At 68.8% G+C, this 26,272-nt stretch carries 26 protein-coding genes; 15 read left to right on the forward strand and 11 right to left on the reverse strand.

Annotated features, from left to right (window positions below; translation table 11 throughout):
• Positions 1-37 precede the first annotated feature (37 nt).
• Complete coding sequence (locus tag AC1G9C_RS23725) at positions 38-964, forward strand: sulfurtransferase (RefSeq protein WP_480408981.1); 927 nt, start codon at positions 38-40, stop codon at positions 962-964.
• Positions 965-1,311: 347 nt separating this feature from the next.
• Positions 1,312-2,496 carry a YeeE/YedE thiosulfate transporter family protein gene (locus AC1G9C_RS23730; protein WP_480408982.1) on the forward strand — a complete coding sequence of 395 codons (1,185 nt, stop codon included), beginning with the start codon at positions 1,312-1,314 and terminating at the stop codon, positions 2,494-2,496.
• Positions 2,497-2,547: 51 nt separating this feature from the next.
• Here AC1G9C_RS23730 and AC1G9C_RS23735 read toward each other — a convergent pair whose 3' ends face one another.
• A complete protein-coding gene (locus AC1G9C_RS23735; protein WP_480408983.1) occupies positions 2,548-3,786 on the reverse strand; it encodes an MFS transporter in 1,239 nt (412 codons plus the stop codon).
• Between the two features lie 270 nt (positions 3,787-4,056).
• On the opposite strand from AC1G9C_RS23735, the gene AC1G9C_RS23740 reads away from it, so the two are divergent.
• The 4 genes from AC1G9C_RS23740 to modC all read left to right on the forward strand — a co-directional run bounded on the left by AC1G9C_RS23740 (position 4,057) and on the right by modC (position 7,385).
• Complete coding sequence (locus AC1G9C_RS23740; RefSeq protein ID WP_480408984.1) at positions 4,057-4,683, forward strand: class I SAM-dependent methyltransferase; 627 nt, start codon at positions 4,057-4,059, stop codon at positions 4,681-4,683.
• A gap of 135 nt (positions 4,684-4,818) precedes the next feature.
• Entirely contained in the window at positions 4,819-5,568 is a 750-nt protein-coding gene (gene modA, locus AC1G9C_RS23745) for a molybdate ABC transporter substrate-binding protein (RefSeq protein ID WP_480408985.1), read from the forward strand.
• Positions 5,569-5,580: 12 nt separating this feature from the next.
• Positions 5,581-6,261, forward strand: a complete 681-nt coding sequence (gene modB / locus AC1G9C_RS23750) for a molybdate ABC transporter permease subunit (RefSeq protein WP_122109275.1) — start codon at positions 5,581-5,583, stop codon at positions 6,259-6,261.
• A complete protein-coding gene (modC, locus tag AC1G9C_RS23755) occupies positions 6,261-7,385 on the forward strand; it encodes a molybdenum ABC transporter ATP-binding protein (protein ID WP_480408986.1) in 1,125 nt (374 codons plus the stop codon). Before modB ends, modC begins: the two co-directional genes overlap by 1 nt.
• Positions 7,386-7,454: 69 nt before the next feature.
• Here the strand turns inward: modC and AC1G9C_RS23760 are convergent, their stop codons facing one another.
• Positions 7,455-8,279 carry a sigma 54-interacting transcriptional regulator gene (locus AC1G9C_RS23760; RefSeq protein ID WP_480408987.1) on the reverse strand — a complete coding sequence of 275 codons (825 nt, stop codon included), beginning with the start codon at positions 8,277-8,279 and terminating at the stop codon, positions 7,455-7,457.
• 112 nt (positions 8,280-8,391) lie between these two features.
• On the reverse strand, positions 8,392-8,973 hold the full coding sequence (locus AC1G9C_RS23765) for an RBBP9/YdeN family alpha/beta hydrolase (protein ID WP_480408988.1): 582 nt from the start codon (positions 8,971-8,973) through the stop codon (positions 8,392-8,394).
• Positions 8,974-9,206: 233 nt separating this feature from the next.
• Here AC1G9C_RS23765 and oscA point away from each other — a divergent pair, with 233 nt between their 5' ends.
• The 5 genes from oscA (at position 9,207) to AC1G9C_RS23790 (ending at position 13,315) form a co-directional block, all read left to right on the forward strand.
• The gene (gene oscA, locus AC1G9C_RS23770) at positions 9,207-9,389 is read left to right on the forward strand and encodes a sulfur starvation response protein OscA (RefSeq protein WP_480408989.1); all 183 of its coding nucleotides are present in this window, start codon (positions 9,207-9,209) and stop codon (positions 9,387-9,389) included.
• A 153-nt stretch (positions 9,390-9,542) separates the two neighbouring features.
• Positions 9,543-10,541, forward strand: a complete 999-nt coding sequence (locus AC1G9C_RS23775) for a sulfate ABC transporter substrate-binding protein (RefSeq protein WP_122109271.1) — start codon at positions 9,543-9,545, stop codon at positions 10,539-10,541.
• An 82-nt stretch (positions 10,542-10,623) separates the two neighbouring features.
• Positions 10,624-11,442 (forward strand): sulfate ABC transporter permease subunit CysT, encoded by an 819-nt coding sequence (gene cysT / locus AC1G9C_RS23780; protein WP_122109270.1) that lies wholly within the window; start codon positions 10,624-10,626, stop codon positions 11,440-11,442.
• Between the two features lie 10 nt (positions 11,443-11,452).
• The gene (gene cysW, locus AC1G9C_RS23785; protein ID WP_021444051.1) at positions 11,453-12,325 is read left to right on the forward strand and encodes a sulfate ABC transporter permease subunit CysW; all 873 of its coding nucleotides are present in this window, start codon (positions 11,453-11,455) and stop codon (positions 12,323-12,325) included.
• A 3-nt stretch (positions 12,326-12,328) separates the two neighbouring features.
• Positions 12,329-13,315, forward strand: a complete 987-nt coding sequence (locus tag AC1G9C_RS23790; protein ID WP_480408990.1) for a sulfate/molybdate ABC transporter ATP-binding protein — start codon at positions 12,329-12,331, stop codon at positions 13,313-13,315.
• Positions 13,316-13,364: 49 nt separating this feature from the next.
• Here the strand turns inward: AC1G9C_RS23790 and AC1G9C_RS23795 are convergent, their stop codons facing one another.
• Entirely contained in the window at positions 13,365-13,766 is a 402-nt protein-coding gene (locus tag AC1G9C_RS23795) for a hypothetical protein (RefSeq protein WP_021444125.1), read from the reverse strand.
• A gap of 124 nt (positions 13,767-13,890) precedes the next feature.
• Between AC1G9C_RS23795 and AC1G9C_RS23800 the strand changes: the two genes are divergently transcribed.
• Together AC1G9C_RS23800 and AC1G9C_RS23805 are read left to right on the forward strand one after the other, a co-directional pair.
• On the forward strand, positions 13,891-14,676 hold the full coding sequence (locus AC1G9C_RS23800; protein WP_122109267.1) for an MmyB family transcriptional regulator: 786 nt from the start codon (positions 13,891-13,893) through the stop codon (positions 14,674-14,676).
• Positions 14,677-14,840: 164 nt separating this feature from the next.
• A complete protein-coding gene (locus tag AC1G9C_RS23805) occupies positions 14,841-15,587 on the forward strand; it encodes a hypothetical protein (RefSeq protein WP_031303142.1) in 747 nt (248 codons plus the stop codon).
• A gap of 56 nt (positions 15,588-15,643) precedes the next feature.
• Here the strand turns inward: AC1G9C_RS23805 and AC1G9C_RS23810 are convergent, their stop codons facing one another.
• A complete protein-coding gene (locus tag AC1G9C_RS23810; protein WP_397498714.1) occupies positions 15,644-16,168 on the reverse strand; it encodes an Mpo1 family 2-hydroxy fatty acid dioxygenase in 525 nt (174 codons plus the stop codon).
• 95 nt (positions 16,169-16,263) lie between these two features.
• On the opposite strand from AC1G9C_RS23810, the gene AC1G9C_RS23815 reads away from it, so the two are divergent.
• Complete coding sequence (locus AC1G9C_RS23815) at positions 16,264-16,947, forward strand: Crp/Fnr family transcriptional regulator (RefSeq protein ID WP_021444129.1); 684 nt, start codon at positions 16,264-16,266, stop codon at positions 16,945-16,947.
• Between the two features lie 57 nt (positions 16,948-17,004).
• Positions 17,005-18,954 (forward strand): metallophosphoesterase family protein, encoded by a 1,950-nt coding sequence (locus AC1G9C_RS23820; RefSeq protein ID WP_480408991.1) that lies wholly within the window; start codon positions 17,005-17,007, stop codon positions 18,952-18,954.
• Positions 18,955-18,958: 4 nt separating this feature from the next.
• On the opposite strand, the gene AC1G9C_RS23825 is transcribed toward AC1G9C_RS23820, so the two are convergent.
• The 6 genes from AC1G9C_RS23825 to AC1G9C_RS23850 all read right to left on the reverse strand — a co-directional run bounded on the left by AC1G9C_RS23825 (position 18,959) and on the right by AC1G9C_RS23850 (position 26,057).
• On the reverse strand, positions 18,959-19,726 hold the full coding sequence (locus AC1G9C_RS23825) for a 3-hydroxybutyrate dehydrogenase (protein ID WP_397498712.1): 768 nt from the start codon (positions 19,724-19,726) through the stop codon (positions 18,959-18,961).
• A gap of 134 nt (positions 19,727-19,860) precedes the next feature.
• Complete coding sequence (locus AC1G9C_RS23830) at positions 19,861-21,126, reverse strand: OprD family porin (RefSeq protein ID WP_480408992.1); 1,266 nt, start codon at positions 21,124-21,126, stop codon at positions 19,861-19,863.
• A gap of 232 nt (positions 21,127-21,358) precedes the next feature.
• Positions 21,359-22,831 (reverse strand): sigma-54 interaction domain-containing protein, encoded by a 1,473-nt coding sequence (locus AC1G9C_RS23835; protein ID WP_457788576.1) that lies wholly within the window; start codon positions 22,829-22,831, stop codon positions 21,359-21,361.
• Positions 22,832-22,915: 84 nt separating this feature from the next.
• Positions 22,916-24,286: a TRAP transporter large permease gene (locus tag AC1G9C_RS23840; protein WP_480410438.1), complete on the reverse strand. Its 1,371-nt coding sequence runs from the start codon at positions 24,284-24,286 to the stop codon at positions 22,916-22,918.
• Positions 24,287-24,302: 16 nt separating this feature from the next.
• Positions 24,303-24,899 carry a TRAP transporter small permease subunit gene (locus AC1G9C_RS23845; RefSeq protein ID WP_031302637.1) on the reverse strand — a complete coding sequence of 199 codons (597 nt, stop codon included), beginning with the start codon at positions 24,897-24,899 and terminating at the stop codon, positions 24,303-24,305.
• 72 nt (positions 24,900-24,971) lie between these two features.
• Positions 24,972-26,057: a TRAP transporter substrate-binding protein gene (locus tag AC1G9C_RS23850; protein WP_021442119.1), complete on the reverse strand. Its 1,086-nt coding sequence runs from the start codon at positions 26,055-26,057 to the stop codon at positions 24,972-24,974.
• Between the last annotated feature and the right edge of the window lie 215 nt (positions 26,058-26,272).

Raw genomic sequence — 26,272 nt, forward strand, 5'->3', positions numbered from 1 at the left:
CTAGCCTGAAAACTGCCCCCTCAAGAGGTCATGCACCATGAAGATCAAGTCCCTCCTCGGCGCCGGCCTGCTCGCCGTCGCCGCCCTGCTGCAGGCGCTGCCGACGCAGGCCGCCAGCGAATACCTGGTCAGCACCGACTGGCTGGAGCAGAACCTGAACGATCCCAAGCTGCGCATCGTCGAGGTCAGCGTGGTGCCCGGCGTCTACGAGCGCGGGCATATTCCCGGCGCGGTCAATTTCGCCTGGCACAGCGACCTGGTCGACCCGGTGCGCCGCGACATCGCCAGCCAGGAGGCCTTCCAGGCCCTGCTGCGCAAGGCCGGGGTGAACGACGACAGCACCACCATCCTCTACGGCGACAACAACAACTGGTTCGCCGCCTGGGGCGCCTGGGTGTTCGACGTGTACGGCGTGGATAACGTCAAGCTGCTCGACGGCGGCCGCGCCAAGTGGGAGGCCGAGAGCCGCGCCCTGGACAGCCGCGCCAGCACGCCGAGCGCCGGCAACGTCACGGTGAAGGCCGCCAACCAGGAGCTGCGCGCCTTCCTCCCCGACGTGCTGGCCGCCGCCGAGAAACGCAGCGACGTGCAGCTGGTGGATATCCGCTCGCCGGACGAGTACAGCGGCAAGGTGTTCGCCCCGCAGGGCGTGCAGGAACTGGCGGTGCGCGCCGGCCACGTGCCCGGCGCGGTGAACGTGCCCTGGGGCCAGGCGGTGGCCGCCGACGGCACCTTCAAGTCGGCCGAGGAGTTGAAGAAGGTCTACGCCGCGGTGGGCATCGACGGCAGCAAGCCGATCATCACCTACTGCCGCATCGGCGAGCGCTCCAGCCACAGCTGGTTCGCCCTGAAGAAGATCCTCGGCTACGAGGTGCGCAACTACGACGGTTCCTGGACCGAGTACGGCAACGCCGTGGGCGTGCCGGTGACCAACCTGGCCGGCACGGTTTGGGGCGGCCAGTAAGCGCGCCGCCGGCCGAGCTCAGCCTAGGGTGGATCACGCCGCACCGATCCACCCTAGGGAAGTGCTGAGACAGCCGTCATTACTCGCTGCGCTCGCCTGTTCGGGCCGCACTGAAGTGCGTTCAGCGCAGGCGGGACAGCAGCTTTATCACTGAACAGCGCTTGCGCTGGGCCGAAGGGGGGGTAATCCAGAACCTGCGGATTTCCTGGGCTCCCGCCTTCGCGGGAGTGACGATAAATGGCTTTTTCAGATTATCCCTAAGGCTCGGGCGGCAACTTCGGCGTAGACAGTGGCCCTGGTCTGAAGCCCAGGGCCGCTCCCGTCATTAGGGTCGGCAAGGACAACCCATGACCGCCAGCCTTTCCTCCCCTCGCGCAACACTACCCATCGCCCTGTCGGGCCTGCTCGCCGTCGCCCTGCTCGCCGCCGCCTGGCAACTGGCCGACGGCAGCAACCAGGGCCGCGCCTTCAGCTTCTCGCTGCTCGGCGGCGCGCTGTTCGGCCTGCTGCTGCAGCGTTCGCGCTTCTGCTTCTTCTGCATCAGCCGCGACTTTATCGAACGGCGCATACCGGACGGCCTGCTCGGCCTGCTCGCCGCCCTGGCCGTGGGCACCCTGGGCTATCACGCGGTGTTTGGCGCCTTCCTGCCCGATCCCTTCTCCGGTCGCCTGCCGCCGGACGCCCATATCGGCCCGCTGAGCTGGGTGCTGGCGCTGGCGGCGACGGTGTTCGGCCTCGGCATGGCGATTTCCGGCTCGTGCCTCAGCGCCCACCTGTATCGCCTCGGCGAGGGCAATTTCACCTCGCTGGCGGCGCTGGCCGGCGCGCTGCTCGGCTTCGCCCTGGGTTTTCTCAGCTGGAACCCGCTGTACCTGGCCGCGCTGCAGCAGGCGCCGGTGCTCTGGCTGCCCGGCAAGCTCGGCTACGGCGGCTCGCTGCTGCTGCAACTGGCGCTGCTCGGCGCCCTGGCCGCCTGGCTGCTGCGCTATCGCCAGGCGGGCGCGGCGGGCGAGGTGCGCGGGCTGTGGGCGCTGCTATTTGGCGCGCGCTGGCCGACCTGGGTCGGCGGCGTGCTGATCGGCACCCTGGCGGTGCTGGCCTATTTCCGCGTCGGCCCGCTGGGGGTGACGGCCGAGCTGGGCAGCCTGGCGCGCACCGGTGCCGACGGCCTGGGCTGGCTTCCGGCGCGTCTGGAGGGGCTGGACGGTTTTGCCGGCTGCGCCACGGCGGTCAAGCAGACGCTGCTGTCGAACAACGGCCTGTTCGTCGGCGGCCTGGTGCTCGCCGCCTGGGCCAGCGCCCTGGCCGCGGGGGACTTCCGCCCCAGCGGCGGCGCGCCCCGCGACTGGCTGCGCGGCCTGCTCGGCGGCGTGCTGCTGGGCTGGGGCAGCCTGCTGGCGCTGGGCTGCACCGTGGGCACGCTGCTCTCCGGGATCATGGCCGGGGCGGCGTCGGGCTGGCTGTTCGGCCTGTTCTGCCTGCTCGGCATCGTGCTCGGGCTGAAGCTGCGGCCGCTGTTGCGGTTGGGGTAAGGCTCCCTAGCCCGGATTTCATCCGGGCTACACCGCTATGCGGCGCTCGCGCTACGCCGTCTTGCCCGGCGAGGCATCCTCGAAGCGGTCGACCTGGCGCAGGCTCTTGAAGCCGAGCAGCCAGCCGCCGGTGACGGTCAGGGTGCAGGCGCAGCCGATCAGCGCCGCCGGCACCACGCCGAACCAGGCGGCGCTGGTGCCGGCGCGGAATTCGCCGAGCTCGTTGGACGAGCCGATGAACAGCATGTTCACCGCGTTGACCCGGCCGCGCATGGCGTCCGGGGTGGAGAACTGCACCAGCGAGGAGCGGATGTACATGCTCACCATGTCCGCACCGCCGGCCACCACCAGCGCGGCGAACGACAGCCAGAACAGGCTGGACAGGGCGAACACCAGGTTGGCCACACCGAACAGCGCCACCGCGGCGAACATGGTCAGGCCGACCCGGCGGTTGAACGGCTTCATGCTCAGGTACAGGCCCACCGTCACCTCGCCGATGGCCATGGCGCTGCGCAGCAGACCGAGGCCGGTGGGCCCGACTTCCAGCACCTCCTGGGCGTAGATCGGCAGCAGCGCCACCACGCCGCCGAGCAGCACGGCGAACAGGTCCAGGGAGATGGTGCCGAGGATGATCGGCCGCGAGCGGATAAAGCCGATGCCGGCGGTGAAACGCGCCCAGGCCGTGGATTCCAGCGCCTGCATCTTCTCCGCATAGCGCACCGGCACCAGCGGCAGCAGCGCGGCGCCGGCGAGGAAGCCGAGCAGGCACACCGAGTAGGTCAGCCCGCCGCCGCCGATGGCGTACAGGCCGCCGCCCAGCACCGGGCCGGAGATGGTCGCGCCGCGCATGATCATGCTGTTGGCGGCGATGGCCGCGGCCAGGCGCTCGCGCGGCACGATCTGCGGCAGCAGGCTGGACAGCGCCGGCCCGGTGAAGGCGCGGGCACTGCCATAGAGCACCAGCACGGCGTAGTACCCGCTCACCGGCGCCTCGCTCAGCGACAGCCAGAGCAGCGCGGCGGCGCACAGGCCTTCCACCAGCCAGCTGAGCAGGAGGATCAGCTTGCGGTCGAAGCGGTCGATCAGGTCGCCCGCCGGCATCAACAGCAGCAGCATCGGCACGAACTGCGCCAGGCCGACGTAGGCCAGCGACAGCGGATCGCGGGTGATGTCGTAGACCTGCCAGGCGACCACTATGGCCTGGATCTGCATGGCGAACACCGCCAGCAGGCGCGCGGTGAGAAAGGGCAGGAAACCGGGGAGGCGGTAAACGGAAACGGCAGCGGACACGGTGCGAACCTCGGGGCATGACCGGCGGGTGCCGGTCGAGGTGAGCCGGGCAATCTAAGACAAAGCGCAGCAGCGGGGCAAACGGGCGAACAGGCTGTTGCGCAGGTTGCGCCATTGAGCGGCGGGGGCTTCACCCTGGTCGCGGCTAACGCCGCTCCCGCGGCGCCAGCCGTGGGAGGCGCTTTCGACCGAGTCGCAGCGGCGAGGCAAGCGCGGCTACCCCGGCCGACCGGGAGCGGGTTTAATGCCTGTATTTGCCGGACCATGACCATGCCCCTGAGCCCCGCCGAACTCGCCCGGATCAGCACCCTGACCCTGGCCCATTACCAGGACTGCGCCGAGGATTTTCGCGAGGGCACCCGCGATCACGACGTCAGCCAGAACGTCGCCGCGCTGCTCGCGCATATCCAGGCCGAGTCGCCCTACCGGATTCTCGACTTCGGCTGCGGCCCGGGGCGCGACCTGCGCACCTTCGCCGCCCTCGGCCACCAGCCGGTCGGCCTCGACGGCTGCCCGCGCTTCGTCGAGATGGCGCGGGCGGACAGCGGCTGCGAGGTCTGGCTGCAGGACTTTCTCGCCCTCGACCTGCCCAGCGCGCACTTCGACGGCATCTTCGCCAACGCCAGCCTGTTCCACGTGCCGGACCAGCAGTTGCCGCAGGTGCTCGGCCAGTTGCATGCCGCGCTGAAACCCGGCGGCGTGCTGTTCAGCTCCAACCCGCGCGGCGACAACCAGGAGGGCTGGAACGGCCCGCGCTACGGCGCCTACCACGACCTGGCGCACTGGCGCGCACGGCTCGAGGCCGCCGGCTTCGTCGAACTGGAGCACTACTACCGCCCCGCCGGCCTGCCGCGCGAGCAGCAGCCCTGGCTGGCCAGCGTCTGGCGGCGGCGCTGACACGGGCTTGACTTGCCGGTCAGCTATTGCCCAAGATGCCGCCTTCCCCTCAGCCAGCGCGCCAGGGCCGACAGCCCTTGGCGGCGTCGCAGGCCACGCGCTATATAGAAAACTAAACAACGCCACGGAGGCGCCATGTTCAGCTCCCGCCATCTGCTGTTCGTCCTGCTGCTCGCCGGCGCCGGCCCGGCCCTCGCCGCCGAGGTGCAGGTGGCCGTGGCCGCCAACTTCACCGCGCCGCTGCAGGCCATCGCGCCCAGGTTCGAGCAGGCCTCCGGGCACAAGCTGGTCGCCTCCTTCGGCGCCACCGGGCAGTTCTATGCGCAGATCAAGCATGGCGCGCCCTTCGATGTGCTGCTGGCCGCCGACGTCAGCACCCCGGCCAGGCTGGAGAGCGAGGGCGATGCCGTGCCCGGCTCGCGTTTCACCTACGCCATCGGCAGCCTGGTGCTGTGGTCGGCCGACGTCGACACCCTCGACGGCAGCCCCGCCGCCCTGCACGCCGGCGCCTTCACCCACCTGGCCATCGCCAACCCGCAAGCCGCGCCCTACGGCCTGGCCGCCATCCAGGTGCTGGAAAAACTGGGCCTGCACGAGACGCTGCGGCCCAAGCTGGTGGAAGGCCAGAGCATCGCCAAAGCCCTGCACTTCGTCGCCACCGGCAACGCCGAGCTGGGCTTCGTCGCCCTGTCCCAGGTGTACCGGAACGGCCAGCTCAGCAGCGGCTCGGCCTGGATGGTGCCGCAGGCGCTGTACGATCCGATCAAGCAGGACGCGGTGCTCCTCAAGCAGGGCGCGAACAACCCGGCCGCCGCCGCGCTGCTGGAATACCTCAGGGGCCCGGAAGCGGCCGCGATCATCGAATCCTTCGGCTATAAGCTGTAATCGGAACCCCGCATGCCGCTGTCCAAGCACGACCTCGACGCGATCTGGCTGACCCTGCAGCTGGCCTCGCTGACCACCCTGCTGCTGCTGCTGATCGGCACGCCCATCGCCTGGTGGCTGGCGCGCACCCGCTCGCGGCTGAAGCAGCCGATCGGCGCCATAGTCGCGTTGCCGCTGGTGCTGCCGCCGACGGTGATCGGCTTCTACCTGCTGGTGAGCATGGGGCCCAACGGTTTCATCGGTCAGCTGACCCAGAGCCTCGGCCTGGGCACCTTCACCTTCAGCTTCACCGGCCTGGTGATCGCCTCGGTGTTCTACTCGCTGCCCTTCGTCGTGCAGCCGCTGCAGAACGCCTTCGAGGCCATCGGCCGCGCCCCGCTGGAGGCCGCCGCGACCCTGCGCGCGGGGCCCTGGGACGCCTTCTTCAGCGTGGTGCTGCCGCTGGCCCGCCCCGGCCTGATGACCGCCGCGGTGCTCGGCTTCGCCCATACCGTCGGCGAGTTCGGCGTGGTGCTGATGATCGGCGGCAATATCCCCGGCAAGACCCAGGTGGCCTCGGTGCAGATCTACAACCACGTGGAAACCATGAACTACGCCCAGGCCCACTGGCTGGCCGGCGGCATGGTGCTGTTCTCCTTTATCGTGCTGCTCGCGCTCTACTCCGGGCGCGCCGGCAAAGCGAGGCTGTGGTGATGTTCGCCTTCGCCAGACCCGCGGCCCCCGCCGTGACGGACGACGGGCGCATTCGCGCGCGCTTCGTGGTGCAGCACCCGGGCTTTCGCCTGGACGTCGACCTCGACCTGCCGGGCCGCGGCGTCAGCGCCCTGTTCGGCCACTCCGGCTCGGGCAAGACCAGTTGCCTGCGCTGCTTCGCCGGCCTGGATCGCCCGCAGCAGGGCTATCTGCAGGTGGCCGGCGAGCTGTGGCAGGACAGCGCCAGCGGCCATTTCCTGCCGGCGCACCGGCGCGCCATCGGCTACGTGTTCCAGGACGCCAACCTGTTCCCCCACCTCAGCGTGCGGCGCAACCTGGAGTACGGCCAACGCCGCATCCCCGCCGCGCAGCGCCAGGTGGCGCTGGAGCAGGCGCTGGAGCTGCTCGGCATCGGTCACCTGCTCGAGCGCCTGCCGGCCAGCCTGTCCGGCGGCGAACGCCAGCGCGTCGGCATCGCCCGCGCCCTGCTGACCAGCCCGCGCCTGCTGCTGATGGACGAGCCGCTGGCCTCGCTGGATCTCAAGCGCAAGCTGGAGGTGCTGCCGTATCTGGAGCGCCTGCACCAGGAGCTGGAGATTCCGGTGCTCTACGTCAGCCACGCGCCGGACGAGGTGGCGCGCCTGGCCGACCACCTGGTGCTGCTCGACGAAGGCCAGGTGCGCGCCAGCGGCCCGCTCAAGGAAACCCTGCTGCGCGCCGACCTGCCCTTCGCCCTGGAAGACGACGCCGAGGCGGTGATCGACGGCCGGGTCGCGGGCCACGACGCCGCCTACCAGTTGCTGGAGCTGTATCTGCCCGGCAGCGAGGCGCGCCTGCGCCTGCCGCATGCGGCGCTGCCGGTCGGCCATGGGGTGCGGGTGAAGATCAAGGCGCGCGACGTCAGCCTCGGCCTGCAACGCGCCGAGGGCAGCAGCCTGCTCAACCTGCTGCCGGTGACGGTGGACGACTGGCGCGCCCTCGACGCCCAGGTGCTGCTGACCCTGCGCCTGGGCGAGCAGCGCCTGCTGGCGCGGATCACCCGCTACTCCTTCGACCAGCTCGGCATCCAGGCCGGCCAGGCGCTGTGGGCGCAGGTGAAATCGGTGTCGCTGCTCGCGCCGTAGCCCGGATGCAATCCGGGGGCGTTCGAAGGATTTCCCGGATTGCATCCGGGCTACGGCGAGCGTCGCCAGTTACGGCGTGCCGGGCAGCTGCAGGTGCTGTGGCCCGATCTCGGCGCTGCCGGCCAGCAGCAGGGCGAAGTGGATGACGTTCTCCAGCTCGCGGGTGTTGCCCGGCCAGCTGTGCGCCTCCAGCACGCTCTGCGCTGCGGGGCTGATCGGCGGGATCGCCAGGCCCAGGCGCTGGGCATGGCTGCCGAGGAAATACTCGGCCAGCGGCAGGATGTCGCCGACCCGCTGGCGCAGCGCCGGCAGCTCGAGCAGGCCATCGCCCAGGTAGGCGTACAGGCGCTCGTCGAAGGTGCCGGCGGCCACCGCGCGGGCCAGGTCGATGCTGCTGGCCGCCACCAGCCTGACGTCCACCGGCAACGCCTGGCTGGCGCCGACGCGGTACAGCTCGCGAGTTTCCAGCGCGGCGAGCAGCTTGCCCTGCAGCGGCCGTGGCAGGTCGGCGATCTCGTCCAGGTAGAGCGTGCCGCCGTTGGCCGAGCCGAACCAGCCGACGCGGCTGCTGGCGCCGCCGACATGGGCGCCGGCGACGTGACCGAACAGCTCGGCCTCGCCCCATTGCGGGCTGATGGCGCCGCTGCTCACCGCCACGAACAGGCCGCCGCGCTCGCTGTGGCGGTGGATGTAGCGGGCCAGCAGCTCCTTGCCGGTGCCGGTCTCGCCGCGGATCAGCAGCGCCTGATTGCCCGGCGCCAGGGCCTCGGCGCGCTCGCGCAGCTGGCGCGAGCGCGGGTCGACGAATACCAGCGCCTTGGCACGGATGCTCAGCGGGCTCTTGTCCGACTCGGCAAAGGTCAGCGGCGGTGAGAAGTTCGGTGGAAAACTCATAACGTGCAGCTCCAAAGCCGCACCTCACTCGGCGCAGCCTGTACGCGAATAAAAATGAGGCGGGCGGCTGCCTGGCCCGATCCCGCCTCGAAGAGGGTCTAGGGCTGACCAATCAGGCGCGCAACCGCGCCTGCTGCTCGATCCGCCCCTGCAGGCGATACAGATAGCCGAAGCCCTGCTCCCAGTGGCGATGCCCGGACTTGACGTTGATATGCCCGGCACCGCGCAGGATCGCCGCCTCGCTGCCCCACTGCCGGGCCAGCTCGAGAGCCCGCGCGGCGCTGGCCGCGGCGTCGTTGTCGGAGCCGATCAGCAGGCTGGGAAATGGCAGCGGATCGCGCGCAATGGGCGCGAAGTTTCGCAGCGCTTCGGGGCAATCGGGCCGCTCGACATCGGCCGGCGCCACCAGCAAGGCGCCACGCACCCGGCGCAGCAACTCGAGCGGCGCCTGCGCCGCCCAGTGCGCCACCGTCACGCAGCCCAGGCTGTGGGCGATGAGGATGGTCGGGCGCGGATCGGCCGCCACGGCCTGGTTCAGCGCCGCCACCCAATCGCCACGTCGGGGGTTGAGCCAGTCGGCCTGCTCCACCCGCGCGCTGTTCGGCAGGCTGCGCTGCCAATGGCTCTGCCAATGCTCCTCGGGCGAGCCCTGCCAGCCCGGCAGGATCAGATAACGGATTGCTTCGCTGCCCATGACGGCGCCTCCTGAAGTCGAATGGCGCCAGTCTAGGCAGCATGGATCAACTCTAAAAAGAATAAGAATTTATTTACTTATTCCATTAATTCGGAAATCTATATATTCCAGAAAGATCTATAAATGTTCTTAAACAATATTTTTATGAATATTTCGGCCTCTCTACTATCCGCTCCACGCCAGCGTCGGCCGCCCGCCGTCGTCGTGGCGAATCCGTCACAAGGAACCTGGAAATGACCGCGACGCTGAGAACCCTCGAAGGCCAGGACGAAGCCGTGATCCTCCGCGAGATCCAGACCGCCCTGCAGGGCCTGAAATTCGGCTCGGTGGAAATCACCGTGCACAACGGCCAGGTGGTGCAGATCGAACGCAAGGAAAAGATTCGCCTGCAGCCGCCCGGCAGCAAGAACGCCTGAACCAAGCAAGCAGCCCGACTGGACCACCGGAGGGCGTGACCATGAACAGAGCCCAGCCATGAACACGCACCGCCACCGTTGCTGTCGCCCGCGAATGTGCGACTGACCGCCACGAACCAGAACCAAGATAAAAATCCAGTTAGGAGCTGCACCATGTCCATTCGTCGTTTTGCCCTGGCCGCGCTGGCCAGTGCCCTGATCGCCGGCCCGGCCGCCGCCGCCCAGACCCTGCTCAATGTGTCCTACGACCCGACGCGCGAGCTCTACAGCGAATTCAACGCCGCCTTCAACCAGCACTGGCAGGCCCAGGGCAACGAGGCGGTGACCATCCAGCAATCCCACGGCGGTTCGGGCAAGCAGGCCCGCGCGGTGATCGACGGCCTGCGCGCCGACGTGGTGACCCTGGCCCTGGCCGGCGACATCGACGAGCTGTACAAGCTCGGCAAGCTGATCCCGGAGAACTGGCAGGAGCGCCTGCCGGACGCCAGCACCCCCTACACCTCGACCATCGTGTTCTTGGTGCGCAAGGGCAACCCCGAAGGCATCAAGGACTGGGACGACCTGGTCAAGCCGGGCGTGGAAGTGATCACCCCCAACCCGAAGACCTCCGGCGGCGCGCGCTGGAACTTCCTCGCCGCCTGGGCCTACGCCCAGCAGAAGTACGGCAGCGAAGCCGAGGCCAAGGCCTTCACCGAGAAGCTCTACAAGAACGTCCCGGTGCTGGATACCGGGGCGCGCGGCTCGACCATCACCTTCGTCAACAACGGCATCGGCGACGTGCTGCTGGCCTGGGAGAACGAGGCCTTCCTGGCGCTCAAGGAAGAAGGCGGGGAGAACTTCGAGATCGTCGCGCCGTCGCTGTCGATCCTCGCCGAACCGCCGGTGAGCGTGGTCGATGCGAACGTCGACAAGAAGGGCACGCGCCAGGTCGCCGAGGCTTACCTGAACTACCTGTACAGCGAGCAAGGCCAGCGCATCGCCGCCAAGCACTTCTACCGCCCGCGCAACCAGGCGATTGCCGCCGAGTTCGCCCAGCAGTTCCCGCAGCTCAAGCTGGTGACCATCGACGGTGACTTCGGCGGCTGGAAAACCGCGCAGCCGAAGTTCTTCAACGACGGCGGCGTGTTCGACCAGATCTACCAGGCCCAGTGATGCGCAAGGGTGGGTGGGGCTGAAGCCTGCCCACCCTTGGTTTGTTAGAGCGTTCCAACGCCAACCGATTTAAGGACAGGCCATGTCTCGCCGTACTTCCCCCGTCATACCCGGCTTCGGGCTGACGCTGGGTTACACCCTGGTGTACCTCAGCCTGTTGGTGCTGATTCCCCTGGGTGCCATGTTCGTCCACGCCGCCCAGCTCACCTGGGAACAGTTCTGGGCAATCATTTCCTCGCCACGCGTGCTGGCCGCCTTGAAGCTCAGCTTCGGCACCGCCTTGCTCGCCGCCGTGATCAACGGCGTGATCGGCACCCTGCTGGCCTGGGTGCTGGTGCGTTACACCTTCCCCGGACGCAAGATCATCGAGGCGATGATCGACCTGCCGTTCGCCCTGCCCACCGCGGTGGCCGGTATCGCCCTCACCGCGCTCTATGCGCCCAACGGTTTGATCGGTCAGTTCGCCACGTCCCTGGGTTTCAAGATCGCCTACACCCCGCTGGGCATCACCCTGGCGCTGACCTTCGTCACCCTGCCCTTCGTCGTGCGCACCATCCAGCCGGTGCTGGCCGACATCCCCCGCGAGGTCGAGGAAGCCGCCGCCTGCCTGGGCGCCAAGCCGTTGCAGGTGGCTCGCCACGTGCTGCTGCCGGCACTGCTGCCGGCCTGGCTGACCGGCTTCGCCCTGGCCTTCGCCCGCGGCGTCGGCGAGTACGGATCCGTAATTTTTATAGCCGGCAATATGCCGATGAAGACCGAGATCCTGCCGCTGCTGATCATGGTGCAACTGGACCAGTACAACTACGCCGGCGCCACCGCCATCGGCGTGCTGATGCTGGTGGTGTCGTTCATCCTGCTGCTGCTGATCAACCTGCTGCAGCGCCGCATCAGCCGTTCCTGAGGAGCCGGGCATGACTTCCACGACCCTGACGGCCAGTGCCGTCAACAACGCCGCCCGTCGCGGCAACGCCCTGGGCCGGCGCCTGCTGATCCTGGCAGCCTGGCTGGTGTTCGCCTTCTTCCTGCTGCTGCCGCTGTTGGTGGTGGCGAGCGAGGCGCTCAAGCAGGGCGCAGGCACCTTCGTCGCCGCGATCCTCGAGCCCGATGCGATCAGCGCGCTGAAACTGACCCTGCTCGCCGTCGGCATCGCCGTGCCGCTCAACCTGGTGTTCGGCGTAGCTGCCGCCTGGTGCGTGAGCAAATACGAGTTCCGCGGCAAGAGCATCCTGGTGACCCTGATCGACCTGCCGTTCTCGGTGTCGCCGGTGATCGCCGGGCTGATCTACGTGCTGCTGTTCGGCGCCCAGGGCTTCTTCGGCCCCTGGCTGCGCGAGCACGACATCCAGATCATCTTCGCCCTGCCGGGCATCGTCCTCGCCACCATCTTCGTCACCGTGCCCTTCGTCGCCCGCGAGCTGATCCCGCTGATGCAGGAACAGGGCACCCAGGAGGAAGAGGCCGCGCGCCTGCTCGGTGCCAACGGCTGGCAGATGTTCTGGCACGTGACCCTGCCCAACATCAAATGGGGCCTGATCTACGGCGTGGTGCTGTGCACCGCGCGGGCCATGGGCGAGTTCGGCGCGGTGTCGGTGGTGTCCGGGCATATCCGCGGCTACACCAACACCTTGCCGCTGCACGTCGAGATTCTCTACAACGAATACAACCACGTCGCCGCCTTCAGCGTGGCCAGCCTGCTGCTGCTGCTGGCGCTGCTGATCCTGCTGCTCAAGCAGTGGAGCGAGTCCCGTATCAACCGCCTGAAAGCCAGCGCCGGCGAGGAATAAGCCATGAGCATCGAAATCCGCAACGTCAGCAAGAACTTCAATGCGTTCAAGGCGCTGAGCGACATCAACCTGAACATCCAGAGCGGCGAGCTGGTCGCCCTGCTCGGCCCCTCCGGCTGCGGCAAGACCACCCTGCTGCGCATCATCGCCGGCCTGGAAACCCCGGACAGCGGCAGCATCCAGTTCCATGGTGAGGACGTGTCGAACCACGACGTGCGCGATCGCAACGTCGGCTTCGTATTCCAGCACTACGCGCTGTTCCGCCATATGACGGTGTTCGACAATGTCGCCTTCGGCCTGCGCATGAAGCCCAAGGGCCAGCGCCCGAGCGAAGAGGTGATCAAGCGCAAGGTGCACGAACTGCTCGACCTGGTGCAGCTCGACTGGCTCGGCGACCGCTACCCCGAGCAACTCTCCGGCGGCCAGCGCCAGCGCATCGCCCTGGCCCGCGCCCTGGCGGTGGAGCCGCGCGTGCTGCTGCTCGACGAGCCGTTCGGCGCCCTCGACGCCAAGGTGCGCAAGGAGCTGCGCCGCTGGCTGGCGCGCCTGCACGAGGACGTGCACCTGACCAGCGTGTTCGTCACCCACGACCAGGAAGAGGCCATGGAAGTGGCCGACCGCATCGTGGTGATGAACAAGGGCGTGATCGAACAGATCGGCTCGCCGGCCGAGGTCTACGAGCACCCGGCCAGCGACTTCGTCTACCACTTCCTCGGCGACGCCAACCGCCTCTATGTCGGCGACGGCGACCATCATGTGCTGTTCCGCCCGCACGAGATCCACCTCTCGCGCCAGGCCGAGGAGGGCCACCAGGCCGGCGAGGTACGCGACATCCGCCCGCTCGGCGCGATCACCCGGGTGACCCTCAAGGTCGCCGGCCAAGCGGAGCCGATCGAAGCGGAAGTGGCCAAGGACCACCTCAGCCTGGCCGGTCTCAGCCGCGGCGAGACGCTGTACTTCAAGCCCAAGGCCGGGCAGCCGACGGCCTAAGGCCGGGCGGCTACCGCGCAGCCTGGGCTTCGCGGTGGCCGCCGGGCTCTCAGAGCGTCGCCGCCCGCGAATACTTCAGCCCATACCACTGCAGCTCGGCGAGCAGCGCCACCGCCACCGCCTGGGCGACGACGAAGGCGTAGCCGAACAGGTTCGGCGAGACCCAGCCGATCACCAGCAACAGCAAGCTGTCGATCACCCAGACGACATTGACCGCGAGCACCGCCCACACCGCCGGGCGGCTCAGTTCGGCGCGGTTGGCCAGCCATACCAGCATGGCGGCGAACGGCAGCAGCGCGCTGCCGGCGACCAGCAGGAGCATGCGCGGCAGTTCGAGAAAGGCGCCCAGCCAGCCGGCGGCCAGGACCAGCAGCAGGCCGGTGACGCCGCTAAGCAGGCCGTCGACCAGCAGGGCATTGCGCAGCAGCGGAGAAGGTTGCAGTGCGTTCATGGCGAATCCTCCAGAAGGCGGCACCGGAGCGGTGCCTGGCGCACAGATTTCGCCGAATCGTGCCGGGCGTCGATTACCTGCCAGGTAATGGCCGGCATGACGCCGCTGGACTATCGTGCTGACCATGAACGATTCCCAGACCGCCGGCGCCCTGCTGCGCCAATGGCGCCAGCGGCGCCGCCTCAGCCAGCTCGACCTCGCCTGCGAGGCGGAGATTTCCACCCGCCACCTGAGCTTCGTCGAAACCGGCCGCGCCCAGCCCAGCCGCGACATGCTGCTGCACCTGGCCGAGCAGCTGGAGATTCCCCTGCGCGAACGCAACCGCCTGCTCGGCGCCGCCGGCTACGCGCCGCTGTACAGCCAGCACGACCTGGCCGACCCGGCGCTGGCACCGGCGCGTCAGGCCATCGAGCAATTGCTCAAGGCCCACGAACCCTACCCGGCGCTGGCCATCGACCGGCAGTGGAATCTGCTGGCGGCCAATGCCGCCGTGGGCGCCTTCCTCGCCGGCATGCCGGCGTTCCTGCTCGGCCCGCCGCTCAACGTGATGCGCCTGTCGCTGCACCCCGAGGGCCTGGCGCCGCGCATCGCCAACCTGGCGCTGTGGCGCGCGCACCTGCTGATGCGCCTGCAGCGCGATGCCGAAATCAGCGGCGACGACAGCCTGTTTGCCCTGCTCGAAGAGCTGCGCGGCTACCCCGCGCCGGCGGAAGTCGCCGCGCCGCCGAGCGACGCCGTACTGGTGCCCCTGCAGCTGCACAGCGAGCGCGGCGTACTGAGCCTGATCAGCACCATCACGGTGTTCGGCACGCCCAACGACGTGACCCTGGCCGAGCTGGCGCTGGAAACCTTCTTCCCCGCCGACGCCTTCACCGCGGCCTATCTGCGCGAACTGGCCGGGCGGCCGTAGCGGCCACCGGCGCACGGGCTTCTGCAACGGCCGCTCTGCCGCGCCGCCGGCCTTTTTCCGACGAAATCACACTTTCGGGTCATGCTTCGCGGCCTGCGACGCAGTAGTCTTGACGCTGCGCCTTTGACGCCGCCCGCTCACAACAATAACAAGGAGCACCCCGGATGCGCTGTAAAGCATTGTTGCGCCACGTTTTTCTCTGGACGCTCGGGCTCTTCGCCGGGCTCTCGCCACTGGCCTTCGCCGAAGCGGTCAGCCCCCAGGAACAGATTCAGGTGCATGCCAGCCGTGCTACCAGCAGCCTCATGCTGTTACGCGGCGAAGGCTTCCAGAAGGTTCATCAGCAACGCCTGGAAGCCGACCTGGCCGCTCTGGCCGGGGCCATGCAGAGCCTGCCGCAGGGCAGCGCCGAACTCTCCAACGCCCACCAGACCCTTGTTACCCAACTGCGCGCCGGTGTTTCCTATGGCCCCGGCGAGGAGAACGTGCCCTGGCGTTTCCCGGAAGACCTCAGCCGCGCCCTGCGCGATTTCCTCAGCGCCGCCCGCGCCCTGCCGGGCGGCGAGGGGCAGAGCGAGCTGGCGGCCAAGGTCGAGTACCTCGGCGTGCAGTACCTCAGCCGTGCCTACCTGGGCACCTTCGAGATCGCCCGCGAGCAGCCGGATACCTACCTGGGCCAGGACGAACGCCTGCTGCTGCCGGCCATCGATGCCGAGCTGGGGGCCCTGGACAAGAAGGCCAACCCGCAGCTGAGCAAGCTGCAGACCCGCTGGAGTTACCTGCGCGCCGCCCTGGCCGACATGAACAGCCAGAGCAATGCCCTGGAAAGCGTCTCCGGCCGGCCCTTCGCGCCGATCACCGTGGATCGCCACGCACGCTCGCTGACCGCGCAGTGGATGGCGATGTTCTAGAGCCGTAGGCTGCGCCGTGCGCACCGCCTAGAGGGTACGCACGGCGCAGCCTGAGATCAGGCCAGCGACTTCTTCTCGCGGATGCAGGTCGGCCCGGCGATGTCCACCACCGCCCGCTCCACCTCCTTGCGCAGGCCGAGCAGGAAGGCCGCCTCGGCGGCGACGAACAGCGGGCCGATCACCAGCCCCGTGATATCGTCGACGAAGGCCGGCTTGCGCCCCTCGTAGTAATGACCGACGAACTGGATGACCCAGCCGACCACGAACAGGCCGATGCCCGCGCTCAGCCACAGCGCGGTGGAGGCCGCCGCCAGGGCCGCGCCGGCCCACAGGCAGAGCCCCAGCAGCAGGCTCATGAGCAGGCCGAAGCGGGTGTCCAGGCGCAGGTAGAACAGGGCCGAGGCCAGTGCCAGCAGCGTCGCCGGCGCCAGCCACAGGCCGAGCAGCTCGAAGCCGGGGCGCGACAGCAGCACCGCCACCGCCAGCACTATCATGGGAATACCGATGAAATGACTGGCGATATTGCGCCGGTCACGGTGGTAGGCCGCATATTGGGCCAGGTGATCGACTAGGGTTTTCATGTGGTTGCGGTCCTTTTTCACGACAGGCCCTGGCATCATCGCGCCCCGCTCGTCCGCCACTCTGTCAGCTAGGCGACAAAGCCCAAGGAGCCTCGATGCACGACCCCCACCCCTTCCTCGCCCGCCTGCAGCAGGGCCACTGGTTCGCCGGCCTGCCCGGCGAGCTGCAGGGCGCGCTGCTGGACATGGCCCAGGTGCTGCAGCTGCAACCCGGCCAGCGCCTGTTCCGCCGCGGCGACAAGCCCAGCGGGCTGTATGCGGTGGTCGAGGGGGCGATGCGCATCGGCGCGGTCAGCGAGAGCGGCAAGGAGGCGCTGCTGACCCTGGTCGAGCCGCCCTACTGGTTCGGCGAGATCTCCCTGTTCGACGGCCTGCCGCGCACCCACGACGCCTTCGCCGAAAGCGCCAGCAGCCTGCTGCTGCTGCCCCAGGCCGAGCTGCTCGCCCTGCTCGAGGCGCAGCCGCGCTACTGGCGCGACTTCGCCCTGCTGATGAGCCAGAAGCTGCGCCTGGCGTTTATCGCCCTGGAGGAGATGAGCCTGCTGCCGGCCGCGCCGCGCCTGGCCAGGCGCCTGCTGCTGATCGCCGAGAACTACGGCGAGGGCGAGCCGCGGCGGGTGCTGCACCTGGCCCAGGAACAGCTGGCGCTGATGCTGGCGGTGTCCCGGCAGACCACCAACCAGATACTCAAGGAGCTGGAGGCCCAGGGCATCGTGCGCCTGAGCTACGGCGAGATTGAAGTGCTCGACCTCGAACGCCTGCGCCGGGTCGCCGGCTGAACCGCTGGCGCTGTGCCACTGTCGATAACCTGTCCACTTGACCGAGTCTGCCGTCCGATGCCGTCCACCGCCGCCTCCACCCTCCCCGAGATACTCGCCGGCCCGCTGCTGCGCCGCCTGGAACCCGGCCGCCTGGTGCTGTGGCTGGTGGCCAGCCGGCCGCTGAGGCTGCAGCTGTGCCTGCAGCCCGAGGGCGAGGCCGAGCAGCGGCACGCCCTCGACGAGCATTGCCGGCAGCTGCCGCTGGGCCGCCACGCCGTGCTGCACCTGATCGACCTGGCGCTGACGCAGCCCCTGCCGCAGGACGTGCGCATCGCCTACGACCTGCAGACTCTCGGCGACCCGGCGCCGCGCGGCCTGGCCGACTGGGCCCCGCATCTGCTGTACGACGGCCGCAGCCGCGCCGACTTCGTGCTCAAGGCGCGCATCGACCAGCTGCTCCACGGCTCCTGCCGCAAGCCGCACCACAGCGCGGCCGACGGCCTGCTCTGCGCCGACCGCCTGCTGGCCGCGCAGCCCGAGGCGGCGCAGCGCCCGGCTCTGCTGCTGATGAGCGGCGACCAGGTCTACGTCGACGATGTCGCCGGGCCGATGCTGTGCGCCATCCACCAGCTGATCGCCCGCCTCGGCCTGTTCGACGAGCGCCTCGAGGGCGCGGTGGTCACAGGCAGCCAGGCGCTGTACGCCGACCCGATCGGCTACTACCGGCGCGCCGAGCTGCTGCCGGCGCTGAAGAGCAACCAGACCCTGCGCGACAAGTTCTTCGGCGGCGTGGAGAAGCCGATCTTCACCAGCAGCAACGCCGACAACCACCTGGTGACCTTCGCCGAGATGATCGCCATGTACCTGCTGGTCTGGTCGCCCGTGCCCTGGAGCCTGATCGAGGAAGAGCAGCCGCCGCTGGACGCCGAGCAGCAGCGCCGCTACGCCGAGCAGCGGCCGTGCATCGCGGCCTTCCGCCAGTCGCTCGGCCAGGCGGCACGGGTGCTGGCGCACCTGCCGACGCTGATGATCTTCGACGACCACGACGTCACCGACGACTGGAACCTCTCCGCGCGCTGGGAGCAGACCGCCTACGGCCACCCCTTCTCCAAGCGCATCATCGGCAACGCCCTGCTCGCCTACCTGCTGTGCCAGGGCTGGGGCAACGACCCGGACGCCTTCGCGGAGCCGCTGCACGCCTGCGGCGAGCTGCTGCAGCAGCGCCAGGACGACCAGCTCGACGCCCGGGCGCAGGACGCGCTGATCGACGCCCTGCTGCAGTTCCAGCACTGGCACTACGTGCTGCCGACCACCCCGGCGCTGCTGGTGCTGGACACCCGCACCCGCCGCTGGCGCAGCGAGGGCCGCCTGTCGCGGCCGTCCGGGCTGATGGACTGGGAGGCGCTGTGCGAATTCCAGCAGGCGCTGCTCGATCACCCGGCCTGCATCATCGTCTCGCCGGCGCCGATGTTCGGGGTCAAGCTGATCGAGGGCATCCAGAAGCTGTTCACCTACGCCGGCCACCCGCTGCTGGTCGACGCGGAGAACTGGATGGCCCACCGCGGCGCGGCCAGCGTGATGCTCAACATCTTCCGCCACTCGCGCACGCCGGGGGATTTCGTCGTGCTCTCCGGCGACGTGCACTACTCCTTCGTCTATCGCGTGAGCATCCGCCACAAGCGCGCCAGCCCGACCATCTGGCAGATCACCAGCAGCGGCATCAAGAACGAGTTCCCGCCGCGCCTGCTGGACTGGTTCGACCGCCTCAACCGCTGGCTCTACGCGCCCTGGTCGCCGCTGAACTGGCTGACCAAGCGCCGGCGCATGCGCGTCAGCCCGCTGATCCCCGAGCGCAGCCGCGCCGGCGAACGCCTGTGGAACAGCGCCGGCCTCGGCCAGGTGTTCTTCGACGAGCAGGGCCGGCCCGAGCGCATTCTCCAGCTCAATGCCGACGGATCAAAGCCGGTGGCCTTCGTCGCCGAACGCGACGAGCCTCAGCCGCGCGAGATTCCCGCCAGCCCGTAGCGTCTCACTGCGCCAGCCAGCCGCCGTCGATGTTCCAGGCCGCGCCACGCACCTGCTGCGCCGCCGGGCTGCAGAGGAACAGCGCCAGCTCGCCCAGCTGCTGCGGGGTGACGAAGGCCTGCGACGGCTGCTTCTCCGCCAGCAGCGCCGTGCGTGCCTGCTCGGGTGACTCGCCGGCGGCGATGCGCGCGTCGATCTGCCGCTGCACCAGCGGGGTGAGCACCCAGCCGGGGCAGATGGCATTGCAGGTGACGCCGCTCAGGGCGGTTTCCAGCGCCACCACCTTGGTCAGGCCGAGCACGCCGTGCTTGGCCGCGACGTAGGCCGCCTTGCCGAGGGAGCCGACGCTGCCGTGCACCGAGGCGATGTTGACGATGCGCCCCCAGTCCTGCGCGCGCATGTCGGGCAGGGCCAGGCGCGTGCAATGAAATACCGCGCTGAGGTTGAGCGCGAGGATCGCGTCCCAGCGCTCGGCCGGGAAGTCCTGCAGCGGCGCGACGTGCTGGATGCCGGCGTTGTTGACCAGGATATCGACCCGGCCGAACTCGCGGCGGGCGTAGTCGAACAGCGCCTCGATCTGCGCCGGGTCGGCGAGGTCGGCGGCGTGGTAGCCGATGCGCCCGTCGTGGCGGGCCAGCTGCTCGGCGGCGGCCTGCCAGTCGCCGAAGCCGTTGAGAATGACGTTGGCGCCGTTGCGCGCCAGCACCTCGGCGATGCCGAGGCCGATGCCGCTGGTCGAGCCGGTGATCAGGGCGGTCTTTCCACTGAGCATCTTGGGGTTCCTTGTCGTTTGAGATGAAGGTGCAGCGGCTGGGGCGCACCGCTCTCGCTTGCCGGAAAAAAGGCCGGGCCACGCTGGCCCGGCAAGGCTTTCACGAGGAGTAAGCGCAATGCGTGGGCGCGGCCTTACCAGAGCGGCAGGCTGTAGCTGACGATGAAGCGGTTCTCGTCCAGATCCGCACCGATGTTGCTGCGGGTGGTGGCGTTGCGCAGGCGCAGGCCGAGGTTCTTTAGCGGGCCGCTCTGCACCACGTAGGCCAGGTCGGTGTTGCGTTCCCAGGTCTTGCCTTCGCTTAAGCCAGCGCCGCGGTCGACGTTGTCGCCGGACAGGTAGCGGGTCATGAAGGTCAGCCCCGGCACGCCGAGCGCGGCGAAGTCGAAGTCGTAGCGCAGCTGCCAGGAGCGCTCGTCCTGGTTGCCGAAGTCGTTGATCTGCACCAGGTTGATCAGCGCGTTGTCGGCCCCGGCGATGTAGGCGAAACCGGTGTCGCCGGACAGGTGCTGGTAGCCGGCGGTGAAGCTCTGGGCGCCGAGGCGGTAGGTGAACAGCGCGCCGAAGGCGTCGTTGTCGACATTGCTGCCGCCGTCGTCGCTGGAGCGGGCGAAGCGGATGTCCGACTTGAAGCTCTGCCCCTCGCCCAGCGGCAGCTGGTGCACCAGGTTGACCAGGTGCTGTGTGTAGATGCCGTCGAGGCCGCCGTAGTAGTAGCTGGTGGCCAATTCCGGGGCCCACTGGTAGCGGCCACCGGCGAAGAGGAACTCGTCGCTGCTCTTGGCGCTGCCCAGCACGATATTGCGCTTGCCGCCGTTGAACACGGTCATCTCCTCGTTATCCGAGGAATCGCGCTGGTTGACCCGGTCGAGGCGGCCGAGGTCCAGGCTCAGGCCCTCGATCTCGTTGCTGTTCAGCCAGGCGCCGCGAAAGGTCTGCGGCAGCAGGCGACTGTCGTTGCGCATCAGCGCCGGCAGCACAGGTTGCAGGGTGCCGAGCTTGAGGGTGCTGTTGGAGGCGCGCAGCTTGGCGGTCAGGCCGGCCTCGCCGTATTCGTCCTGGGCGCGCTTGGGCGCCTCGCGGTCGCTCTTGAGGATGCCGGTGCCGACCCGGTCCGGGCTGGAATCGAGCTTGAGGCCGAGCAGGCCGATGGCGTCGATGCCGAAACCGACTGGGCCCTCGGTGTAGCCGGACTCGAAGCGCAGCATGAAGCCCTGGGCCCATTCCTCGGCCTTGGCCTGGGTCGCGCCGCTCTGCCGGAAGTCGCGGTTGAAGTAGAAATTGCGGGCATCGAGCACCGCCTTGCTGTCGTCGACGAAGGCCGCGCTGGCGGGGCCGGCGGCGATCAGTACGGCGCCGCCGCAGAGCAGCTGGCAGAGGGAGCTGTGGTGCAGTCGCATGGTATTTCCTCTTGTTGTTATGGGCCGCGTTGCGCGGCGCAGGAGGCAGAGCGAGAAGCGTGCCAGCCCCTGCCGGCACGCGGCCCATCGGCGCAATGCCGCGGGCCAGAGCCTTTCGCCGAGAATGCAGAGGGGTGAGCGCGGGACTGCAAAGCGTCTGCCGCGCTGGACATGTCGGCTGGCGGCGGCACTCGCTGTCCAGCCGACTGGACGCCGGACGCACCGATGTCACTCAGCGCTGACTCAGGCCGTGCTGCTGCAGCTTGCTGTACAGGCTGGCGCGGGAGATGCCCAGCTGCAGGGCGGCGCGGCGGCGGTTGCCCTGGCAGGCGAGCAGCATGCTCTGCAGGGCGCGGCGTTCGGCCTGGGCGATGGTCTGCGCCAGCGGCTGCACCGGCTCGTCGGCGCCGGGCGAGGCGGGGCTGGCCGGAGGTTCCAGCGCTCCGGCGCTGCCGGGCGCGGCCAGCAGCGGCTGCAACTGGGCCACATCCAGCAGCGGGCCGTCGACATCCAGCTGGGCGCGCTCGAGCAGGTTGCGCAGTTCGCGCACGTTGCCCTTCCAGGGCTGGCGGGCGAGCAGGGCCAGCGCCTTGTGGCTCAGCTCCATGGGCGCCTGGGCGGAGCGGTTGGCGATATCGTCGAGCAGGTATTCCACCAGCGCCGGGATGTCCTCGCGCCGCTCGCGCAAGGGCGGTACCTGCAGGGCCAGCACGTTGAGGCGGTAGTACAGATCGCCGCGAAACTGCCCGGCGGCCACCTTGGCCTCCAGGTCGATATGGGTGGCGGCGATCACCCGCACGTTGAGCGGCTTGACCTGGTTGGAGCCGAGCGGCTCCACCTCCTGCTCCTGCAGCACCCGCAGCAGCTTGGCCTGCAGCGGCAGCGGCAGGTCGCCGATCTCGTCGAGAAACAGCGTGCCGCCGTTGGCCACCTCGAACTTGCCGATCCTCGCCTTGCGCTCGGCGCCGGTGAAGGCGCCCGGCGCGGTGCCGAACAGCTCGGCCTCGACCAGGGTTTCCGGGATCGCCGCGACGTTGACCGCGACGAAGGGGCCGTTGGCCCGCGGCGACAGGTTGTGGATGCCCTGGGCCAGCAGCTCCTTGCCGGTGCCGGTCTCGCCACGCAGCAGCACCGTGGCGTCCAGCTGCGCGGCGCGGCGCGCCTGGCGCTTGACCTCGCTGGCCGCCGCGCTGGCGCCGATAAAACCGGCGATGGTGTAGCGCGCGCGACGCGCCTTGGCCAGCTCGTGCTGGGTGGCGAGCAGCTGGCTTTGCAGCTGGTTGTACTTGGCCATCAGCGGCTTGAGATGGCGGGCGCGGTCGAACAGCACGAAGCCGAGGGCGCCGACCAGGGTGCCGTCCGCGTCGCGCAGGGGGATGCGGGTGACCACGAAGTGCTCGTCGCCGAAGGCCATCAGGTCGAGCATGCTCGGCTGGCCGCTTTCCACCACCTCGCGCAGGCGGCTGGCCGGCAGCACCTCTTCGACCTCCTTGCCCAGCGCGCTGCGCGGGTCGCTGATGCCGACCTTCTGCGCGTACTTGTCGTTGATCCAGACGATGCGCGCCTGGCGGTTGACCGCGATGGTGCCTTCGCACTGGGCATCGAGGTGGTCGAACAGCAGCGGCATGGCCACGGCGCGAAAGCGCTCGGGCGACACGCCGATGATCAGGCCGTGCTGGTCGAGGTCGTCACGGGAAATGGCCATGGCAGTTGCGCCTCCATCGGTTGATCCGGGAAATGACGCAAGCCCTGCCACCCGGGCAGGGCATCGCGCATGCGGCGATGGCGGTCATGGCCCGCCATACACCTCGTTGGGCAACCAGGTGGCCAGCGCCTCGAAATGGAACACCAGGGCCAGGCCGAGCAGTTGCAGGAGGATGAAGGGCAGCACGCCGAGGTAGATGTGCCGGGTGGTGATCCCCGGCGGGCACACGCCCTTGATGTAGAACAGGGCGAAGCCCACCGGCGGGGTGAGGAAGGAGGTCTGCAGGCACAGGGCGAAGAGGATGGCGAACCACAGCGGGTCCACGCCCATGGCGAACAGCACCGGCGCCACCAGCGGCAGGACGATCAGGGTGATCTCCACCCAGTCGAGGAAGAAGCCCAGCAGGAAGGTGATCAGCAGCACCGTGAGCAGCACGCCGGTCTGACCGAACGGCAGGCTGGTCAGCGCCGCGCGCACCACGTCGTCGCCGCCGAGGCCGCGCAGCACCGCGGCGAACACCGTGGCGCCGATAAAGATGCCGAAGATGAACGCCGTGGTGCGACTGGTCTGGTACAGCGCCTCCTTGATCACGCCCAGGTCCAGGCGCCGGCTGAACCAGGCCATCAGCACCGCGCCGGCGGCGCCCACCGCCGAGGCCTCGGTGGTGGTGGCGATGCCGAAGAAGATCGAGCCGAGCACCGCGAGGATCAACCCCAGCGGCGGCACCACGGCCAGCAGCACGTCGAGCAGCGCGCAAGCGTCCAGTGGCTGGCGGTCCTTGGGCGCCGGGGCGAAGTCCTTGTTCAGCCAGGCGGCGATCAGGATGTACAGCACGTAGAGCACGCCGAGCATCAGCCCGGGAATCAGCGCGCCCATGAACAGCTTGCCGACCGAGGCCGCCGGCGTGCCGAGGCGGTCGGCCATCAGCACCAGCATGATGCTCGGCGGTACCAGGATGCCCAGGGTGCCCACCGAGCAGGCGGTGCCCACCGCCAGGCTCTTGTTGTAGTTGGCCTGCAACATCGGCCCGAGCGAGAGCAGGCCGAGCAGCACCACCGAGGCGCCGACTATGCCGGTGGAGGCGGCCAGCAGCACGCCGACTATGACCACGGTGATGGCGTAGCCGCCGCGCAGCGGGCCGAGCACGCGCACCAGGCTGTGCATCAGGCGCTCGGCGATGCCGGAGCGGTCGAGCATGATGCCCATGAAGATGAACAGCGGCAGCGCCACCATCAGCTCGTTGGCGACTATGCCGTAGATGCGCGCGTCCAGCACGCCGATGGTGCCGCTCCAGGTGAACCAGAGTTCGGCGTCGAAATGGTTCACCAGCACATGGCCGACGACCGCGAAGATCAGGCCGACGCCGGCCAGCGACCAGGCCACGGGAAAGCCGAGCAGCAGCAACCCCATGAAGGCGGCGAACATGGCGATAACCAGAATTTGTTCCAGACCCATCATTTCAGCCTCGTGATCAGGGGTGCGGGTGAGCGCCGTTGGATGGCTCGGCGGGCGCGTCGACGGCCCGGGGGAAATGCAGCAGCAGGGTGCTGCAGCGCGAGGCGCGGGCGATCAGGGCGATGGCCACCAGGATCAGCCCCAGCGGCAGCACGCTCTTGAACACAAAGCGATAGGGCAGCCCGCTCGGCGCCTGCGAATGCTCCAGGTAGACGAAGGCGGTGTGGGCATAGGCGAGCAGGCTGTCGATCATCAGGCCGATCACCGGCAGCGCCAGCAGGACGATGCCCAGCAGCTCGATCCAGGCCTGGGCGCGCAGCGGGAATTTCTCGCGCAGCACATCGACGCGCACATGGTCGTCGCGCACCACGGCGTAGCCCAGCGACAGCATCATGGCGGCGCCGAACAGATGCCAGGACAGCTCCTCCAGGGCGATCGAGCCGCGCGCCAGGATGAAGCGGCTGAACACGTTGCACAGCACCACCAGCAGCACGGCCAGCCACAGCCAGGCGCTGGCCTTGCCGATGGCGGCGACGAGACGGTCCAGAAACCTGGACAGGCGGTTATGGGGTAGCTCGGCGCCAGGCGCCGCAGCGGAAGCAGGTTGCTGCATCGGGAAAACCTCGGACAGGAAGACGCGACGGGCCGCGGCGTGGCCGGGCCCGTGCAGGGTCACTGGGCGCGATCAGTCGTGCTGGTAGTAGTCCCGCGGCAGGTAGCCCATGCCGTGCCAGGTGGCGTGCTGCGCCATGAACGCGCGCTGGCTGCTCAGCACGCGCTTGAACATCGGGTCCTGGGCGGCCATCTCGTCGAGCACCTCGTTGCTCACGCGCTGCAGTTCGCGCAGCACCGGCTCGGGCAGCACCTGCGGCTTGACCCCCTCCTGCTGGTAAGCGGCCAGGGCGGTCGGCTGCGCCCACTCGCTTTCGGCGAAGCCCTTGAGGGTGGCCGACTCGCAGCCCATCTCGATCAGCGCGCGGCTCTGCGGCTCCAACTTGTCCCACACCTCCTGGTTGACCAGCAGGTGCGAGGTGGTCAGGGTCTGGTGCCAGCCCGGCATGATGTAGTTCTTGATGATCTGGTCGAGGCCGAGCATCTTGTCGATCGCCGGCTGGGAGAACTCGGTGGCGTCGATGGTCTTGCGCTCCAGCGCCTGGTAGATCTCGCCGCCGGGGATCATGGTCACCGAGGCGCCGAGCTTCTCCAGCACCTTGCCGCCGATGCCGGCGAAGCGGATGCGCAGGCCGTCGAAGTCCTGCAGCTGCTCGATCGGCTTGGCGAACCAGCCGGCGCCTTCCGGGCCGATGATGCTGCACAGCATCGGGTGGATCTTGTGCGGCGCGTAGATCTCCTCCAACAGCTGCTTGCCGTCGCCCTGGTAATACCAGGCCAGGTAGGCCGGCGGCTCCATGTTGAAGGGCGCGCCGGAATACAGCGGCAGCGCCGGGATGCTGCCCTGGTCGTAGCCGATCCAGGTGTAGCCGGCCGGGTACTTGCCGCTGCTCACCGCATTCATGATCTCGAACGGCGGCACCAGCTCGCCCGGCTCGTAGTAGCGCAGCTGGATGTCGCCGCCGGAGATGGCCTTGAGCGATTCGGAGAGGTGCTTGACCGGGGTGGTCAGGCCCACCAGGTGGGAGGGGAAGGCCAGGGGCACCTGCCAGCGGATCTTCTCGCTGGCCAGCGCCGGGCCGGCCAGCAGACTGCCGGCGAGCAGCGCGGCGGCAGAGATACCCAGGGTCAGGCGGGAAAACGAATGTGTGACGGACATGCTGGAGTTCCTTCTTGTTGTAATTGTTTTCGAACAACGGTCAGGTCGCTCGCGCGTGCATGGAACGCTCCGCGCCGCGGCAGCGCCTGCCAGTAGCCTGTGTGGCAATGCGATCTCTATGCCAGCTTCATGCACCCTTACAAAACAAAGAGTTAGAGCGCATTCACACCGCCAGCACGGCGGCCAAGTCTTGAAATCTGGACAGTTGCGCGAAG

This window comes from Pseudomonas sp. ABa2 (assembly GCF_056676075.1).

Bases quoted from the DNA above. Each gene is read 5' to 3' on its own strand.
- AC1G9C_RS23725 (WP_480408981.1), top strand. From the start codon at position 38: ATGAAGATCAAGTCCCTCCTCGGCGCCGGCCTGCTCGCCGTCGCCGCC.
- modB (WP_122109275.1), top strand. From the start codon at position 5,581: ATGCCGCTGTCCAAGCACGACCTCGACGCGATCTGGCTGACCCTGCAG.
- AC1G9C_RS23775 (WP_122109271.1), top strand. From the start codon at position 9,543: ATGTCCATTCGTCGTTTTGCCCTGGCCGCGCTGGCCAGTGCCCTGATC.
- AC1G9C_RS23765 (WP_480408988.1), bottom strand. From the start codon at position 8,973: ATGGGCAGCGAAGCAATCCGTTATCTGATCCTGCCGGGCTGGCAGGGC.
- oscA (WP_480408989.1), top strand. From the start codon at position 9,207: ATGACCGCGACGCTGAGAACCCTCGAAGGCCAGGACGAAGCCGTGATC.
- AC1G9C_RS23820 (WP_480408991.1), top strand. From the start codon at position 17,005: ATGCCGTCCACCGCCGCCTCCACCCTCCCCGAGATACTCGCCGGCCCG.
- AC1G9C_RS23805 (WP_031303142.1), top strand. From the start codon at position 14,841: ATGCGCTGTAAAGCATTGTTGCGCCACGTTTTTCTCTGGACGCTCGGG.
- AC1G9C_RS23810 (WP_397498714.1), bottom strand. From the start codon at position 16,168: ATGAAAACCCTAGTCGATCACCTGGCCCAATATGCGGCCTACCACCGT.
- AC1G9C_RS23790 (WP_480408990.1), top strand. From the start codon at position 12,329: ATGAGCATCGAAATCCGCAACGTCAGCAAGAACTTCAATGCGTTCAAG.
- AC1G9C_RS23840 (WP_480410438.1), bottom strand. From the start codon at position 24,286: ATGGGTCTGGAACAAATTCTGGTTATCGCCATGTTCGCCGCCTTCATG.
- AC1G9C_RS23815 (WP_021444129.1), top strand. From the start codon at position 16,264: ATGCACGACCCCCACCCCTTCCTCGCCCGCCTGCAGCAGGGCCACTGG.
- modA (WP_480408985.1), top strand. From the start codon at position 4,819: ATGTTCAGCTCCCGCCATCTGCTGTTCGTCCTGCTGCTCGCCGGCGCC.
- AC1G9C_RS23845 (WP_031302637.1), bottom strand. From the start codon at position 24,899: ATGCAGCAACCTGCTTCCGCTGCGGCGCCTGGCGCCGAGCTACCCCAT.
- AC1G9C_RS23730 (WP_480408982.1), top strand. From the start codon at position 1,312: ATGACCGCCAGCCTTTCCTCCCCTCGCGCAACACTACCCATCGCCCTG.
- AC1G9C_RS23795 (WP_021444125.1), bottom strand. From the start codon at position 13,766: ATGAACGCACTGCAACCTTCTCCGCTGCTGCGCAATGCCCTGCTGGTC.
- AC1G9C_RS23850 (WP_021442119.1), bottom strand. From the start codon at position 26,057: ATGTCCGTCACACATTCGTTTTCCCGCCTGACCCTGGGTATCTCTGCC.
- AC1G9C_RS23825 (WP_397498712.1), bottom strand. From the start codon at position 19,726: ATGCTCAGTGGAAAGACCGCCCTGATCACCGGCTCGACCAGCGGCATC.
- AC1G9C_RS23760 (WP_480408987.1), bottom strand. From the start codon at position 8,279: ATGAGTTTTCCACCGAACTTCTCACCGCCGCTGACCTTTGCCGAGTCG.
- cysT (WP_122109270.1), top strand. From the start codon at position 10,624: ATGTCTCGCCGTACTTCCCCCGTCATACCCGGCTTCGGGCTGACGCTG.
- AC1G9C_RS23800 (WP_122109267.1), top strand. From the start codon at position 13,891: ATGAACGATTCCCAGACCGCCGGCGCCCTGCTGCGCCAATGGCGCCAG.
- modC (WP_480408986.1), top strand. From the start codon at position 6,261: ATGTTCGCCTTCGCCAGACCCGCGGCCCCCGCCGTGACGGACGACGGG.
- AC1G9C_RS23830 (WP_480408992.1), bottom strand. From the start codon at position 21,126: ATGCGACTGCACCACAGCTCCCTCTGCCAGCTGCTCTGCGGCGGCGCC.
- cysW (WP_021444051.1), top strand. From the start codon at position 11,453: ATGACTTCCACGACCCTGACGGCCAGTGCCGTCAACAACGCCGCCCGT.
- AC1G9C_RS23740 (WP_480408984.1), top strand. From the start codon at position 4,057: ATGCCCCTGAGCCCCGCCGAACTCGCCCGGATCAGCACCCTGACCCTG.
- AC1G9C_RS23835 (WP_457788576.1), bottom strand. From the start codon at position 22,831: ATGGCCATTTCCCGTGACGACCTCGACCAGCACGGCCTGATCATCGGC.